The 16,213-nt window shown below is 73.4% G+C and carries 7 protein-coding genes and 2 pseudogenes; 2 read left to right on the top strand and 7 right to left on the bottom strand.

Features of this window, described 5'->3' with window-relative positions; all coding sequences use genetic code 11:
• Window positions 1-342 carry a transposase gene (locus ACZ68L_RS16535; protein WP_469577521.1) on the bottom strand — a complete coding sequence of 114 codons (342 nt, stop codon included), beginning with the start codon at window positions 340-342 and terminating at the stop codon, window positions 1-3.
• Between the two features lie 268 nt (window positions 343-610).
• Window positions 611-1,225 (bottom strand): annotated as a pseudogene (locus ACZ68L_RS16540) (IS110 family transposase); the annotation flags it as partial.
• A 287-nt stretch (window positions 1,226-1,512) separates the two neighbouring features.
• Between ACZ68L_RS16540 and ACZ68L_RS16545 the strand changes: the two are divergent.
• Both ACZ68L_RS16545 and ACZ68L_RS16550 read left to right on the top strand, forming a co-directional pair.
• Window positions 1,513-1,924, top strand: a pseudogene (locus ACZ68L_RS16545) (transposase); the annotation flags it as partial.
• A 188-nt stretch (window positions 1,925-2,112) separates the two neighbouring features.
• Window positions 2,113-2,457 (top strand): hypothetical protein, encoded by a 345-nt coding sequence (locus ACZ68L_RS16550; protein ID WP_469577727.1) that lies wholly within the window; start codon window positions 2,113-2,115, stop codon window positions 2,455-2,457.
• A 396-nt stretch (window positions 2,458-2,853) separates the two neighbouring features.
• Here the strand turns inward: ACZ68L_RS16550 and ACZ68L_RS16555 are convergent, their stop codons facing one another.
• The 5 genes from ACZ68L_RS16555 to ACZ68L_RS16575 all read right to left on the bottom strand — a co-directional run bounded on the left by ACZ68L_RS16555 (window position 2,854) and on the right by ACZ68L_RS16575 (window position 15,524).
• Entirely contained in the window at window positions 2,854-4,725 is a 1,872-nt protein-coding gene (locus ACZ68L_RS16555) for a hypothetical protein (protein WP_469577522.1), read from the bottom strand.
• A complete protein-coding gene (locus ACZ68L_RS16560) occupies window positions 4,722-8,495 on the bottom strand; it encodes a vWA domain-containing protein (protein ID WP_469577523.1) in 3,774 nt (1,257 codons plus the stop codon). The genes ACZ68L_RS16555 and ACZ68L_RS16560 overlap by 4 nt, the downstream gene beginning before the upstream one ends.
• Window positions 8,492-9,646 (bottom strand): ATP-binding protein, encoded by a 1,155-nt coding sequence (locus tag ACZ68L_RS16565; protein WP_469577524.1) that lies wholly within the window; start codon window positions 9,644-9,646, stop codon window positions 8,492-8,494. Before ACZ68L_RS16565 ends, ACZ68L_RS16560 begins: the two co-directional genes overlap by 4 nt.
• 101 nt (window positions 9,647-9,747) lie before the next feature.
• Window positions 9,748-14,661 (bottom strand): DNA-binding protein, encoded by a 4,914-nt coding sequence (locus ACZ68L_RS16570; RefSeq protein ID WP_469577526.1) that lies wholly within the window; start codon window positions 14,659-14,661, stop codon window positions 9,748-9,750.
• Window positions 14,658-15,524 carry a DUF4132 domain-containing protein gene (locus tag ACZ68L_RS16575; RefSeq protein WP_469577527.1) on the bottom strand — a complete coding sequence of 289 codons (867 nt, stop codon included), beginning with the start codon at window positions 15,522-15,524 and terminating at the stop codon, window positions 14,658-14,660. The genes ACZ68L_RS16570 and ACZ68L_RS16575 overlap by 4 nt, the downstream gene beginning before the upstream one ends.
• Between the last annotated feature and the right edge of the window lie 689 nt (window positions 15,525-16,213).

Below are 16,213 nucleotides of genomic sequence, written 5' to 3' on the forward strand. Positions count from 1 at the left end.
TCACCCGTCCAGTCTTCCCCTTTGCTTGTTGCCTCCCGATGGCCGGGACGCTCTTGAGCGTGATCGTCCAGCTTCACACCCCGCCGTTACCGGCGGCGCATGTGGACGCAGGGGACAGGCCATGGACACTGGCCTGGGCTTCATCAACTCCTCTCTCTTGTATGCCACTTGATCAGTGCGACCTCGTGTCGCACCCCGCCACTTGATTCCGTTGTCGACGAGGAACCGGACCACGTCGACCATCTGCCGGTGGCAGTAGCTTTCCGGCTGCCCGCCGCGGCCCTCCAGCCAGCCGGGCACCGGCATCGCGGCACGGACCTCGGCCCACTCCTGGTCCGTCATGTCCGAGGGGTAGTGACGCGCCCGCTCACCATGGTCAGCCGCGTTCCCGTACACATGGGCGCGACAGTCACACGACGGGTTATCCGGGCTGGACTCCACAGACACCGGCACGGAAAACTGAGGCACAGGGCCTCCCGACGCCCGAATGGACTTCAACACCCATGAGCTGTGCGGGAGGCCCTGCTTTCATTCCCCGGCCACAAGCCGATCACCCAACCGGGAACCCAAGTTCGACCCACAACCGAACCCCTCGGTACGACAACAGCTTCTTACGGTTCTTCAGCCAGACCGTGAGGCGGTTCCTACCGATCCTGCGCAGGGCAGCCGGGGTCCGGTAGCCGGTCAGCAGCACCAGGGACGGCTTCGAGGTGCTGTAGTCAAAGGCGCGTTCCAGGGCTGGGAAGTACTCCAGCATCTGGGCCCGCATCCAGTTGATCGCCCTCGTGCGGTCGGCCGCCAGATCGAGCCGGCGCGAGGTGAGGATCCGCAGGTCCACGGCGATGTCGTCGCCGCGGTGCATCACCTGGAGGTCGCGACGCATGGGGGCCTGGTCCGCGATGACGAAGGCGTCCTTCGCGTCGGTCTTCCCGTCGCCCCGGTAGGAACCGGAGGCGTGATGAACGGTGCGGCCAGGGATGTAGAGAACCTGTTGGCCGTTGTCGGTCAGCAGCGCGATCATCAGGGCTGCCCCGCCGGCGTTGAGGTCGATCGCCCAGATCACCGGCTCGCCCTCGCTCAGCGCGAGGACATCGGTGATCAGTTTGAGCAATGCGGTCTCGTCGTTGGCCACCCGCAGCGACAGCCTCCGCTGGCCGTCGGCGTCGATCACCGTGCAATGGTGCTCGGCCTTGCCCGCGTCCGTTCCGGCCCACAGTTCGGGCACGGCCTCCGAAGTCGTTCCAGTGCGAACCCCAGCAGACGACCTCGCCAGCGTGTCTTTACCAAGCGATCTTGCCGCGCGCATCCCAATCAGTGGCCGAGTCGTCGCGGGGCACTGGGCGGCCAATCAGTAGAAGCCACTCCTGCGGCATGAGCTTGACAGCCACACCCGGTACCCCTGGGTCTCCCGATCCTACGAGTGACCGGAATCAACCCACCAACAACGTAAGGAGTTTGAAAGCGTGATGTCGTAGGGGCTGACGGGCAGTGGTCCCCTGCTGTATCATCGGGCGGCGTCTGGTTGCCCTCATTCGGCCCAAGGCGCCCCGTGCGACCGAGCGCCTCGTCGATGACGTCTTCGCCGCTCTCGACGAGCAGACCGTCGTCGTGCCCGGTACCGACGCCGCCGCTCTGATAGTCCCGAGCCTCGCCGGCTCGCTGCTGCGCCGTTCTGGACCAGCGCAGAGTCCTCGCCACCAAAATTGAAGAACTGCTGGAGGCTCACCCTCTTTCCCGGGTCCTGACTTCCATGCCGGGCATAGGGGTCAGGACCGGAGCCCGCATCCTCATCGACGTCGGTGACGGCAGCAGCTTTCCCACGGCCAGACACCTCGCCGCCTACGCCGGCTTGGCACCGGTGACCAGGAGTTCGGGCTCGTCCATCCGCGGCGAGCACGGTTCACGCCGCGGCAACAAACAGCTCATACTCCGACCGTTGCATGGCGCCGGGCGGCCACCCAGTCCGGCGAGAACGTCAAGCATGGCCGCACGCCGCTCCGTATATGGCCGGCCCCGCATGTCCCGACGCGGCAACGCGAGCACGTTCCCCACGATGGAAATCTGGTCTTCGTCGCCATCAACGGCCCCGCCCTGGCCCTCACCCATAAGCACATGCACAACCGCCTCGGACCGGCCGTCCCCGGCACCGTCGAGGACGGGAACCGGATGGCCGAGGCCCTCGCGAACCTGATCGTCGACGGGCTGCTCCTGCCGGACCGCCCGGCCGCACCCCGAGAAACCCGGTACCCGCCGGCGCCGGGCTCCGCCATGCAGGGACATCTTGATCACTACAAGCCAATGTCGTACAGCGGAGCCTCACGGCAGCACGGGCCCGCCGACGTGCCGCACCGCCTCGTTGAGACGCCGCCCCCTGACCGTCCCGTCCGTCACGGCCGGTCGACCTGGCGACTGGGAACCGGCATGGAAAGGTCGCCCGTCCGGGGTGGCCAGTCCTGAACCACTATTCCGTGGCGTACATGGCGGGCCTCGCGCCGGCTCTCTCGCTGCCAGTCGGTACCACCGTGCGCCCACTGCCGGCCCGACATGGCCCTCGGGATCTTCGGCTGGTCCAAGGGGCCCTGATCGCTCAGTGAGGTTGCCGTAGCCCGTGGGTCGCACGGTGACGTCCCGGTCCGACATGGACCAGGCCGTCACCGTGCGGGCTTCGGCGGTGTCCAGATCGTCCGGAGCGGCTTGGAGGTGTTGCTGGGACAGGCCGGCGTCCTTGGCGATACGGCCAAATTGTCGGCAGATCGGGTCGAACTCGGTTTCCTTGATGATTCCTCCCGCGTCGCCCGGGACTGCCTGAGCCCACCCGGCCGGCCCGGTCGGCCCGGTGGACTCAGCCGTAGGTCACAACCAGGACGCGGCCACCAGCGAGCGTTCCGCGGCCGCCAGGTGCACGGCCGAGGCGAGCCAGGCCCTCGCGTAGGCATCGGCCGAGGGGTCGGTCAGGCGGCCGAAGGCGTCGCGGGGGCGGCGGCCCGCCTCCGTGGTCAAGGCCTGTGCGAGGTGGGCCGCTTTGCCGAGTTCCGCCCGGGTCAGGCGGGCGAAGAGCGAGGCCGCGTCCGTCCCGCGGCCGGCCTCAGCCACGGCACGGCGACCGCCCGCGACGCCCGTCTCCAGCAGGCGCCGGACACGCCACAGCGGTGCCTCCGCCAGCGGGTCGGGGCCCGCGGCGACCGGTCCGCAGGCCGCGGGGCCCGCCGCCTCGCGGGGGAAGTGCTCGCCCTGGAGCCGGTCGTAGCCCAGGTCGGCACGGCCCTTCCACGCGTCCGGCAGCCGCAGCGTGGCGGACGCTCCCGGAACCGGCCCGACCGCCAGCGACCGGAGCGTCGCCGCCCGGTCCAGGTCGGGACGGCCGAGCACACGCAGGGCGAGCCCCGGGTGTTCGGCGATCCGGCGCAGGTTGGCGGCGTGCGGCAACTCCGGGTGGGGGTGTGCCGGACGGAGCCGCAGCAGCCGTCCCTCACCGGCGACGCGGACGACGACAGAGTCGCCGGCCGCACCGATCACCTCGACGTCGCAGCCCAGCAGACCCGGCGCCCTACTGCCGGGCCCGCCCGGCTCGGGCGCGCCGTCGGCGAGCACGGCGGCCATCGCCTCCTGCACCGTTCGAGTGAAGAGGGCGGCGGCGGGTTCCTCGGACCAGTCCACCCCGCGCAGTGGCGTAGCGCTGACCCCCCGCCCTGCCCCGAGCCGCCCGTCCGCGGAGACGGTGGCGCCGACGATCCGCAGCCCCCCGCGCGCCAGCCCGGCGTGGTCGAGGACGGCACCGCCGAGCGCCACGGACGCGGACCCCGCGCCCTTCACGCGGGCGAGGCCACCGGGGCGCACGTCGGACACGGTGTAACCGGCGCCGTCCGAACCGACCAGGTGCGTGGTCACTCCGCCGTACCCCGTCGCGGACAGCACCGGTTCCCGGCACAGGCCGTACACCCGCAGGCTGCCGCCCTGTTCGTAGAGCCGGCGCGCGGAACCCGCCACCTCCGTGTCGGCCGACCCGGAGGCGAGCAGGGCGGTACCGGCCAGCAGCTCACGGAAGGCTCCGGTGAGGTCGGCGAGGCATTGTCCCTCGCTCCGCTCCCGCGCGGCCCTCAGGCTCCGTACGACTCGCAGCGCGGCCGCCTCGGCCCGCGGCAGCCCGGCCAGCCGCGCAGTGTGGGCGGCTCTGAGCAGCTCGGCCTGCACCACGGCGCCACCCGCCGTGACGCCGGCGGACAGGGCCTCGGCGGCGGCTTCCCACAGCGCCGTGGCGGCAAGGACCTGCGCCGCGGTGAGGGCGGCCGGCACGACCGCCGTGGCCGCAACGTCGGCGGCGGAGGCGGTGGGTGCGGCCTCCTCGGGCCCCGCGCCCGTGTCGAAGGCTGTGCCCGAGCCTGCGGCCTTACCCGTACCCGAGTCGTGACCCCCGCCCGCGTCGCCCTCCCCATCGGCGACGGGTGCCGCGCCCAGGACCGCGGCCCGGTGCAGGCAGCGCGGGGCCAACAGGCAGGTGCACACGGCCTGTTCCGCGTTCGTGACCGTGCCGGACGGGCCCGGGCGCAGCATGACCGTGGTGTCCTCGCCGAAGTGGACCTCAACCGCCCCGTCGGCCGTGGCGGAGGCCTGGTCGGCGCAGCCCGAGATCGCCGCGTCGAGTTTCTTGCGCAGCCGTGCGCTGAGCTGCTCGACGGCGTCGGCGAGGACGTCAGGGGCGACGGGAGGCAGGAGTGCGGTGCTCAACGGTGTTCTCCACGGAGGCGGTCGCCCACCCAGCGGGCGAGTTCGAGCGGGCTGAGGGCGGCCACCGGCATACCGGCCGCGACGAGTTGGCGCGCCACGGCCACCGAGTAGCGCGGCGTGCCGGTGTCGTCGAGCGCCGCGCAGCCCAACAGGTGGGCACCGGAGGACGCCAGGGCACGCACCTCACCCAGCAGCCCGCCGAGCGGTGCGCCCTCCTCGAAGTCGCTGACCACGACGACGAGCGTGCGGCTCGGCACGGTGATCAGCGAACGCGCGTGCGCGAGACCGGCCGCTATGTGTGTACCGCCGCCGACTCGGACCTCCAGCAGCAGTGACAGCGGATCCTCGACCCGGTCGGTCAGGTCGATCACCTGCGTGGAGAAGGCCAGAAAGTACGTGGACAGGGTCGGAACCCCGCCGAGGACCGCGGCCGTCAGCGCCGACCAGATCACCGACGCCTCCATCGAGCCGGAGACATCGACGACGAGGACCAGGCGCCAGTCCGCCTCCTTGCTCGCCCGCGTACTGAACAGCGGGCGCTCCGGTACGACGACGAGCCGGCCGTCCTCCGTCCGCCGGGTGTGGGCGAGATTGGCCCGCAGGGTACGAGCGAGGTCGAGGCGCCCGCCGGGCCGTCGGGTCGGGCGCGGGGTGGCCAAACCGGTGAGCGCCGGGCGCAGGCGGGTGGCCAGCTCCCGGGACAGCTCGTCGACGAGCCGCTTCACCAGCGGACGCAGTCGGGCGAGTTGAGCCTCGGGCATGCCTCCGGCCAGGGACAGCACCGAACCGAGCAGCTCCACGGACGGGCGTACCGACGCCGGATCGAGCTGCGCGAGCACATCGGTGCGACCCGCGTCGGCGGCCTCCGCGAGGACCTCCTCGCGTACGTCGGTGCCGAAGAGGGCCTCCAGCTCCTGTGCCCACTCCCGCGCGGTGGGGAAGGACGGGGCCTGACCGCCGCCTTGACCTGGTGCGCCGCCGTCCAGATCCTGGGCGCCTTCGCCGCGCCCGCGGCCGTAGAGCTCGTCCAGGGCGTGGGCGTAGCGGCGCGCGTCGCCGGTGAGCCGTTCCTTGTGGCGACCGAGCAGCAGCCGCCAGCGGTCGGCACGGCCGAGCCGTCGGTCCGCGTCGTCCGTGGCGGCCCTGTTCGCTACGGGTGGGGGTGCGGGGTGGGGTTTGTCGGCCGGGTCCGGGCCCGGGTCGGTTCCCGCGTCGGCGTCTGTGCCCGGCAGCCCCATGGCCTTCAGCGCTGCCGATCCGGCCGCGTCGGCGGCCGCCCACAGGGCGAGCAGCTCGGGCGGGGCGTCGAGTGACAGGTCGAGCCGGTCGCCGAGCCGCTCCGTCACGGTGGTGAGTAGCCCGTCGCGCGCGGCCGGGGCCAGCGTGTCGAAGCCGCCGCGCAGGGCCGGGAGCCGGTCGAGGAAGTCCTGGTCGGCCAGCGCGTCAATCCGGTCCATGAGCGCGGCAAGCGCGTCCGGCGACGCTTGGAGCAGGGGCCCGGCGGCCGTGAGCAGCCCGGCAAGACGCTTCGCCAGCGCCCGGCGCGTGTCCGGAGCCGTGGCCCCGTCGATCCAGCCGGCCGTACGCTCGCCCAGCCCGGCCGCGTCGTCCAGGTCGAGCAGCACGCGTACGGCCAGGGCCGCGCCTTGGATGAGCGGGGAGCCCTCGGCAACCAGCTCGGCGAGCGCCCGGTCCAGTCGCAGACCCAGATGGCGGGCGGCCGTCCGGTCCGCCAGCGCCACCAGCGCTCCGGCGTCGGCGCCGCTGTCGCTCCCGGCGAGGCCGGGCAGGGACCGGACCGCGGCCTCGAGGAGTTTCTCCGTGAGCGCGCCGGCCGTCGTTCGGGCGTCCTGCATCGTGCCGGGGTAGTGGCCACGCCGCAACCCCTCCAACAGGTCCAGGGCCTGGAGGAGCTCGGGCAGGTCGGCGCTGTCGGGCAGCACGGCGGAGGCCTCGCACAGGCGCGCGTCGACCAATTCGGGCAGGCAGCAGCGCGCGGCGGCGGTCAGCCCGGTGAGGATCTGGGCCGGGGTGGGGCCGCCCTCGGCGGCCTCATGGCGCGCGGTCGCGGCGAGCGTGCCGGCGGCGGCCTGGGCCGCGGTCACCCCGCGCACGCCCGCGAGGTCGAGGCGCGCGGGCACGGACGGCGTCCACGTCATACGCCACCTGGTGCCGAGCGCGGTGCCGTCGCGCATGCTCGCCACGTCCACGGGTTCGCCGTACGAGGCGCCGATCACCAACAGCCGCTGGAGCAGCACCTCGCGGCGGCCGTCCAGTGGCGAACGGAGCGGGTCGAGGCGCAGGTCGCGGCGGTCGGGGTCGTCCGGTCGGGGCAGCCGCAGTTCCGCGAGCTCGGCCTCGACCGAGGGGCCGAGACCGGACCGTGGCGCGTGCGGGCTGATCCGGCCGCGTGCGGTGCCGACGAACACGGCCTCCAGCGCGCGGGCCAGGGCCCGGCCCCGGCCGAGGGGTTCGCCCTGACCGAGGACAGTGGTGACGGCCTCCAGGAGTTCGCCGCGCCCGGGCGCGGGCAGTCCGCGCAGGGCGGCCAGGTCGCAGGCCAGGCGCAGCGTCTCGGCGGCCTCGCCAGTCCCCGCGGTGTGACCGCCGCGGCGCATCTCGCGACACACGCCGGTCACCGCGTCGGCAGCCGCCTCCCGGATCCGTTCCGGATCGCCGGCCGCGGTGAGCACCGCCTGCTGCCACAACGGGTCGCGGATTCCGGCCGGGTAGCCGGACCGGGAGTCGAGCAGGTCGAACGAGTACGACACGAGGGAGGTCACCGCCGAACCCTCGGTCGCCGCGGCGCCGTCTTCCCCAGCCCCGCCGGGCGCCCAACCCCCTGCCGCTTCCGTACCGGACCCCCACGTGCGGGGCCCCGCGCCGCGCGGCCCGGCCTCGGCCGGGACGACCGCCCGCCCCGTGGCACCGGAGACGCCCGTCGTCCCGACCCCGGCCTCCGCTCCGGCATCCGCCTCCGTGGACGTGAGAAGCGCGGGTGCGTGGAAGGCGCCGATCACGGCTGCCACCCGGCGCCCGTCCGCCGAGGCAGAGGCAATCACCCGCCGCATCCGTTCCTCCCGCGCCAGGTCGGCGGCGGGTACGACGGCGTCGGCGCGCAGGGCCCAGCCCACGCCCAGTGCAGCTCGGCGCACCGCGTCCGGGGCGCACCCCGGAGCCAGCACCTCCACCGCGCGGTCCCACAGGTCGTCGCCGTCCCGGCCGGTCCCGGCGGCGGCGAGCGCCTCGGTGTACGAGCGCCGCACCCGCGCCGTCCCGCCGCCGGGAGCAGGGTCAGGACCGGCGTCGGGACCGGCATCGAGCGCACTCGCGGCACCCAAGGGCGCATCGGCCTCCGGACGTACGGCCTCGCTCCCGTCCGGCTCGCGCACCGGCCCGAGCGCCCCCGCCGACCAGCGCGGGTCGCCGAGGGGAAGGTCGCAGCACACGACCTCCGCCCCGCGGCTTCTGGCCCAGCGGACCGCGGCGAGCTCCGGTGAGAAGTCCGCGAACGGGTAGAACGAGAGCCGTCCCCCCTCGCCCGCCCCGGCCAGCGCGACCGGGGCGACGGTTTCGGGGTCCGCCAGATGTTCCAGCCAGGGCTGGAAGTCGGTCGGCAGCTCGACGCAGACCACCTCGGCCCGCGCCTCTTCCAGCAGGGCGGGTACCACCGCGGCCAGCGCCGGACTGTGGTGGCGCACTCCCAGCAGGTACGGCGCACGCGATGCGGCCAGTGCGTCCACGGCCGTTCGTGGATCGACAGTCGTCAACGCAGGCTCCCGCGCAGGTCCCAGAGCCGGCGCCACATCGCCGAGCCGTTCTCGGCGCGGCGGCGCACCGGACCGTCCCAGTAGCCCAGCAGCCGTGCGTGGTCGGCGGGGTCGTCCTTGCGGACCACGCCGAGCAGATGTCCCGGCAGCAGGTCGAGCACGTCCCCGCCAGGCAGATAGGCGGCCGCGAGCCCCAGTGACGCCGCCACCTGGACGGCCTCGGCGGTGGACATGACCGTGCCCGGCCGCTCCACGTCCCAGCCCTCGGTGGAACGGCCGGAGCGCAGATCGCGGAAGACGGTGACGAGGGCGTCGAGGACGGCGTCATCGACGGCGAAGGCCGCACCCGCCCGCTGCACGGCGGCGACAGCCTGGCTGCGTATCAGGACCGCCTCGGCGTCGGCGTCGGCGATCGGGTCGACGGTCTCGAAGTTGAAACGGCGCTTCAGCGCGGCCGACATCTCGGAGACGCCCCGGTCACGCAGGTTGGCGGTGGCCATGACGGTGAAGCCGGGGGCGGCGCGGACGACCGCGTCCTCGGTGGCGGTCAGCTCGGGTACGCTGATCCGCCGGTCCGACAGGATGGAGACGAGGGCGTCCTGAACCTCAGGCAGACAGCGGGTGATCTCCTCGACCCGCACCACCCGTCCGGCCCGCATGGCGGCGAGGACCGGGGAGTCCACCAGGGCCTGCGGGGTCGGGCCCTGGGCGAGCAGCAGGGCGTAGTTCCAGCCGTAGCGGAACGCGTCCTCGGTGGTGCCCGCCGTGCCCTGCACCGTCAGGGCGCTGGTCCCGCTGACAGCGGCCGCGAGCAGCTCCGACAGCATCGACTTGGCCGTACCGGGCTCACCGGTGAGCAGCAGCCCACGCTCTCCGGCGAGGGTGACCACACAGCGTTCGACCAGCGCGCGCTCGCCGACGAACTTCGGGGCGATCACCAGCTTCGACGGCAGACCGGCGCCACGCCGGGGCAGGGCCAGCTCCACGCCGTCGCTGCCGCAGACGAACGTGACCACCGCACGAGGGGTGAGCGCCCAGCCGGGCGGCCGTGGGCCGGGGTCCTGGGCGGCGAGGAAGGCGAGTTCGGCGGCGTGGCGCTCCTCGGCCGGCTGGCCCTGCCGGACGGGTGCGGTCTGTTCGGTGACGGTCATGCGGGTTTCCTTCGTCATGGTTCGACAGGTGTGCGTACGGGTCGGGGGGGCCGGTCAGCGGCGGCTCAGGTGCCGTTCGGCGGCGTCACAGTGACGGTGCCTCAGTGGCGACGCCTCGTACGCCGCACCTTCAGCTCCTCGAAGCGCGGGAGGTCGCCGTCGAGGATCCGCTGCCAGGCCCGGGCGAACAGCTCCGCGGCCGGTTCGGTCGGCACCAGGGCACCCAGCACCGGTCGGCCGCCCGTGGCCACCCCGTACATCGGCAGCTTCCACTGCTCGACGGGCAGGACGGGCGCCGACTGCTCCGCCCAGGCGCCCGGCAAGAACAGCGAGCGTCCCGCCCGGGTCCGTACGGCCGACACCACCAGGTCGGTCTCGGCCAGTTCGGCCCGCGCCGCCTTGAGACGGGCCGGCTTCCATCCCGTCCATCGCGCGGTGTTGCGGTCCGTCGGGTCGGGCATGGCCAGCAGCATCAGGTACAGCGTCGCCGCGTCGGCGGTCAGACCGCGTGCCTCGACGACCTCGGCCACCCGCTCGGGCACCGAACGGGACGGATCCTGCGGCCACCACAGGCCCTCGTCGTCCGCCGCGCCGGCCGCGGGCACGCCCGGGTCAGCCAGCAGCCGTGCGAACGCCGGGTCGTGTGCCCACCGCAGGGCCATCTCGACCCCGGTCGGCTGCTGATCGGCGCCGCGCAGTGCCGCCAGGTACGGGTCGGAGCCGGTGGAGTCCAGCAGGGCGGGCCGTACGGCCGGCTGGGGCTGGCCGTCCTGCGTGGCCATGAGCACCGCGCCGTACCGCTCGTGGTCCGGTGCCGTCTCCGTCGGGGCGCCGGCCACCTTCCGGAAGTCCGCGAGGCTTGTGTAGTGCCCGGCGGAGAGCAGCAGTTCGGGTGCCGCAAGCCGCTGCCTCACGGCGGTCAGCGCACTCGGCAGCGCCGCCCGTACCGGATCGCCGGCGGGCAGCCGGTGGGCCAGCCAGGCCGTCAGGCTCATCGAGCCGGCCAGCACCGCCGAGGTGAACGGCTCATCGGCGGGGGACGCCGTCGCCGGGTGGTCGCCCTCGATGCGCCATGGCACGTCGACGCCGAGCTCCGGCGACGACGCCGGTTCCAGCAGCGCCGGGAGCGCCCGGTGCACGGGCCAGCCGCTGCTCACGGCGCGCGCGGCCTCCACCGCCAGCCAGTCGGGCACCTGCCGGCGCCGTCCCACCTTTTCGTTCCACACAGCGGCTGCCGACGCCACGTCCGGGCCCTCGCTCCACAGCCGTGCCGGGTCGTCGGGCAGGAGCGCCGCGAGCAGCGCCCGGCGTACCTCGACCGGGAGCGCGCGCAGTTCGTCGCGGGCGTGTCCCGCCTCGGCCACCTTCAGACCGAGCGCCTTGCGCAGCTCGGCCGGCAGGAAGTTGTTCTCCCAGCTGTCCACGTCGGGCATGCCCGCGAGAACGATCCGCGCCAGCGCCCGGGACACACCGGTGAGGCGGCTGAACTCGTCGGCGGCCTCCGGCAAGAAGGGCACCGCCTCATGGGACCGCGCCTCCCCGAGGAAGCCGATCAGCCAGTCGGCGCCACGCACCCGGTCGCCCACCGGCGCTTCACCGCTCACGGTGTAGGGGCCGGGCACCTCGAAACGGCCGCTCGGGTCGTGGAGCAGCGCGCCGAACTCCCACCCGTCGTCGACGCCGGAGTTGTGCTCGGTGATGCCGAGCACAGTACCGCCGCCCAGGGGCAGCACGCTGCGGTGCGCGACGTTGCGCCGCTGGCCGTCCGGCGTGTCCAGGTGGGGCGTCGCCAGGCGGACCAGGACCCGGCGCCAGTGACCGGCCGAGGCCGCCGTCGAGGCCAGCCCCAGCGCGTCCACCCGGCCGAGGACTTCGAGCAGGGCTGCCCGGTGTGCCGGGTCGCTGCCGGGCGCGACGGCGCGGTAGGCGATCGCGGCCGGCTCGTCCAGGAGCGAGACGAACGGCAGTCCCGAGTAGGGCAGTGACGGCAGATCGAAGTGCAGCCGGCCCGGCAGCGCGGTGGCGGCGGTGTCCGCGCGCTCGGAGGCCAGAGACTCCAGGTAACGGTGGGTCACGTCGGTGTCCGCGCCGTAGCGGTAGTAGTCGGTATCGACGATGCCGTGCAGCGCCTTGGCAAGCACGTGGTCGCTCGGTCCCTGGCCCCGGACCTCCGTGGGCTCGGCGGCGGGGTCGAGCCGTGCGGCCACGGCGTCCAGCGCCTTCTGCTGCCGCACCGCGAAGCGCAGCACCTTCACCACGCCGGCGATCAGCTCGGGTGCCGAGACCTGTGGCAGCGCGGCGCTCACCAGCTCGGGCAGGTCCGCCACCCGCTCCGCGAGCAAGGCCGCCTTCAGCAGGACGCCGGCCGACTCCGAGTCGGCGCCCCGCAGCGCCGCCGACCCCTGCGGATCACGCGCGCGCAGCATGTACAGGTACGGCAGCGGCGGCAGGGCCTGAGCCGCGGTCCCGTACAGCTCGTTGCGGTGGTCGCACTGGGCCGACGTCGTGACCATGCCCTCCGGGTCGCTGAGCGACAGCTCGCGCCACTGCTGGGTCAGTGCCCGCGGCCGGTCGTCGCCGGGAAACGTCAGCGCGGCGACCGGCCTGTCGGCGCCCTTCGGAAGGGTGACGACCCGTCCGGTGGTGTCCTCGCCGAGGTGGCCGCCGTCGGGCAGCCGCACGACACGCCAGCCGAGGAGCCCGTCCGCGGACGTCCCCTGGGCCGAACCCGCCACCGCCGGGGCGGGCCTCAGCCAGCACGAGCCGGCCGCCAACTCGGCCCCGGGAGCGTGCCGCAGCAGCGCGTCGGCGAGGAAACCGGGCTGCGAGCGCCGGCCGTACGCGCCGCCCACGGGGTCGTACTCGAGCCAGCCGCCCTTGTCCTTCCCGTCCCTGTCCTGCCACACCCAGTACGACGTGCCGTCGGACAGCAGCGCGCGCTCTGCGGGCAGCTTCGTGTCGCCGCTGTGGAGGACCCCGCCGCCGGTGGTGCGGCCGCCGCCGGGCAGCTGCAGGCTGAGGTGGTCCGAACGCATGGCCCAGGAATCGGCGCCGGCGAGAGCGAACACCGTGTCGGGCGTGGTGTGCCAGTAGCCCTGCGGCTCGCCGCGACCGTACGTGCTCCAGAACACCAGCAGCGCACCGTCCACGTAGTGGAAGCCCGTCCGCCACACGGAGGTGGTGGGCACCCGCAGATCGTGCACGAGAACGGTGGAGTCGGCGTCGATGACGCGCACCTGCGTCGCGTTGGCCACGATCAGATACGGCCAGGCCTCGACGACCGTCAGACCCTCGATGGTGTGGCGCCCCGGCGCCAGCTCCGTCAGCGCCTCCTCCCATGCCGGCCAGCGCAGTTCCTCCCACAGACCGCCCCGAAGCGTGCGCGCCACGGCCTCGCCGAGATCGGCACCGGCCGCGGCCGCGACCTCCTGCGGCGCGAGCACGAGAGCCTCGGAGGGCAGCCACGAAAGCCGCTCGATCGCCTTCGGCAGTCCGGGCAGCCCGGCCGCCACCGACGAGGCGGCCACCTCGCGCATCCACTCGGTGAGCATCGGGCGGCCGCCGGGCGAGGCGGCCAGCCGCCGCATCACGTCCGCACCGGAGGACGCGCTGTTGTAGCTGTTCGCCCCGCGCCCGAAGGCGGGCCGGAAGCGCGGGTCGGCTGCCAGTCCGACCAGGTCCCGCGGCTCCTCGCCGCGCGCCCAGTCCGACAGGTTCAGGGCGTTGCCACGCTGGTGGTTGGCGGACTTCTCCTCGGGGTCGGCGACCGCGATCTCCAGCGAGAGCAGGAGGTCCAGCAGGTTCACGTCCTCGACACCGATCCTCAGCAACCGCTCGCCCTCGGGCCGCGCCGCCAGATCGGCACGCAGCCGGCCGGCCCCCCGCTCGACCAGCTCCAGCAGGGCGGGCGGCGTCGGGCGCGGCCCCCAACCGCGATGCCGGGCACTCTGGAAACGCTCCAGCCAGCCCGCCGCGCCGTCGGAGCACTGCTCCTCCTGTGGCAGGTCGGCGTCCGCGAGACCGGCGTCGGCCCCCGACTCCGCCAGGATTCCCAGCCACAGCTCGGTCATCTCCCCGCTGTCCCCGGGCGGGGTCATCGACAGCAGCGTGCCCCGCACGGACGGAACGCGCCGGGCCAGCGCAACCAGCGCGCCGCGGTGCGACTTCCACCAACCAGCGGCGGCTCGCAAGGTGGCCGGCAGCGGAAGGAGCTCGGCGAGGTAGTCCTGCTCCGCCTCGTTGCCGGACATGGCCGCAGCGCGGGCGAGCCGCCTCAGCTCCACCGCGGCCTGGGCGGACGGCGCGAGGCCGCCGGCGGTCCGGCGCACACACAGCCGCCGGAACCGCTCGTACGCCTCGGCGGGCGCGAGCCGGGCCGACAGGTCCTTGCCGTAACCGGTCAGGACCTTCACCGGCAGCGCGCCGGCCAGGGCGAACTCCAGGAACACGGCGTCGAGCCGGTCCTCGTCGACCGTCAGCCCGTGTTGCGCCTCGCTCGTACGGGCGCGGCCGAACAGCTGACCGGCGTACGTGCTGTTCTCGACGCCGAGGAAGACCCGCGCGGCCTGCTCGTAGAAGACGGGCAGGAAGTGCGGGACGGCGGAGGCGAGCCGCCCGGCCAGCTCGTGGCAAGCGTCCAGGGCGGCCTTGGGCTTGGTCCTGGCCTGCCGGGCCAGCCGGTCCAGCTCCGGCACGACCGCCAGGGCGTGGTGCCCGTCCTGGGGGTGGTGCACCAGCACCCACTCGGGAAAGCCGAGTGCCTGGCGCCGACCGAGACCCACCACGGCCGGCTCGCCCTGCGGCTCGAGGCCGAGGAAGCCGGCCGCGAGGTCCTCGGCGGGGCCCAGTTCGGCCGCAGCCAGCCGCACGACGACCCGATCCTCGCCGAGCACCGCGTGGCGATAGGCCCGCGCGGTCAGCTCGATCGCTGAAGGGCCCGCCCCCCGTGCGTCGGCCGGGAGGACCGCGCCTGCCGCGAGCAGCTCCTTGTTGTCGTTCCCAACCGTCCTGGTCACGCGTTCCCGCCCTCTTCGATCGTGCGGCCGGCGTACAGCGCAGCGGCCATGCGCATCCCCTCGGACCAGGCCACCGGCCCGACCTCGGTCAGCCGCACCGCGCGGCCGTCCTCGTCGTGCCAGCTCAGCCCGCCGGTCTCCGACTCCCCGTCCCAGTACGGCTCGCCGATCCACACCGACGCCTCCGTGCTGCGGCCCCCATCACGCACCTTGCACGTGGCGTAGCCACCGGACACCCGGTAGCCGAGGCCCGTGGCGCGCGCCGCGAGACCGAACCGCGATGCGAACTTCCCGCCCGCGTAGTCCCGTATCTCCGTCGCCGTCTCCGGACGCCCGGCATCCGACCTGTCCGGCCTGGCCCAGGTCGCCCGGTGGATCTGCTCCACCTTCTGGGTGATGCCGAGGTCGGCCGCGAAGTCCCGTACGTCGTCCAGGTCCGGCAGGAGCACGGGGTGGGGAAGCGTCACCATGCGCGGCGACAGCCGCACGGTCTCACCGTCGAGGTCGACCACCTTGAGCTCCCCGTCGCCGGAGACGTCCCGCAGGAAGCCGACCTCGTCCGGATCGTCACCCACGACGGCCATATCACGCAGCGCCGCCTGCCACGCCTCGTCCGGCCACACCCGCGCGATCAGCTCGGTCGGAACCGGAAGCGACGACACCATCCAGGCATCCACCTGAGCCACGCACGAAGCCGCGTGCCGGTCCAGCCACTCGGCCAGCTGCCTCAGCCGGTCGACCTCGGGGCTGTCGCGCACCATTTTCGGCAGCGCCTTCAACTGCCGCCCCCCGGCGCGCCGTGCGACCACACGCCCGTCCTCGAGGGTGATCTCGTACCCCTCACCCGCTGTCAGCCACGCCATCAGCCGTGCCCCTCCGCCTGTCCATCAGATCTCAGCGCAGCCCGAACCAAGGGCCACAATGCCCCTGAACTGCGATACGAAGGGAGACTAATGAGGGCCACTGACAACGCAGGTCGGTCCGCGGTGCCCTCGTGACGGCCTGGCAGGGATCTTCGTGCTGCCAGGGACGGTAGTCGTCGCGCCCGACGGCTGGAGGCGGTGCGTGGTGTCGGCGACGCAGAAGCGGTCCGGGCGCTTGTCCGGTCGTCCAGCATGGCGGCGATCAGGTCTTCGACGTCTGCGCTCCCGCAGGCGGCATCCTCGTAGACCTCGATGGGTGGAGCGTTCAGCTCGAGCTTCTCGACCGAGTACCGGACGCCGGACAAGGACCAGTACTGGGCGGACTCCCCCGGTTCACGCACTCCGATGCGTCCAAGGCAACCGTGGACTGCACAGCTCCCAAGCCGTGACAGGCTACTGACGCTGGTGGGGCACACCACCGAGTCCTCGCTGTGCCCCACCAGCCCCACGTTGTGTTCGGAAGGAGAAATCGGCAGAGATCCGAGGTACCAGAGGCTGCAGCATGGGTCACGTCCACTGCAGGATCTGGCGGGACACTACTGAGCCGGAACAGCCGCCGTCCGGCGGTGTGCCGGCTGCACACGACGCGGTGACCCGACTGGCCGTGGACGAGCGCTGCTTGAACCCTC

It is taken from the genome of Streptomyces sp. NPDC104309 (assembly GCF_055584025.1).

Excerpts from the sequence above, each read along its gene's own strand:
- ACZ68L_RS16535 (WP_469577521.1), bottom strand. The coding sequence starts at position 342 with ATGACGGACCAGGAGTGGGCCGAGGTCCGTGCCGCGATGCCGGTGCCC.
- ACZ68L_RS16550 (WP_469577727.1), top strand. The coding sequence starts at position 2,113 with ATGCACAACCGCCTCGGACCGGCCGTCCCCGGCACCGTCGAGGACGGG.
- ACZ68L_RS16565 (WP_469577524.1), bottom strand. The coding sequence starts at position 9,646 with ATGACCGTCACCGAACAGACCGCACCCGTCCGGCAGGGCCAGCCGGCC.
- ACZ68L_RS16575 (WP_469577527.1), bottom strand. The coding sequence starts at position 15,524 with ATGGCGTGGCTGACAGCGGGTGAGGGGTACGAGATCACCCTCGAGGAC.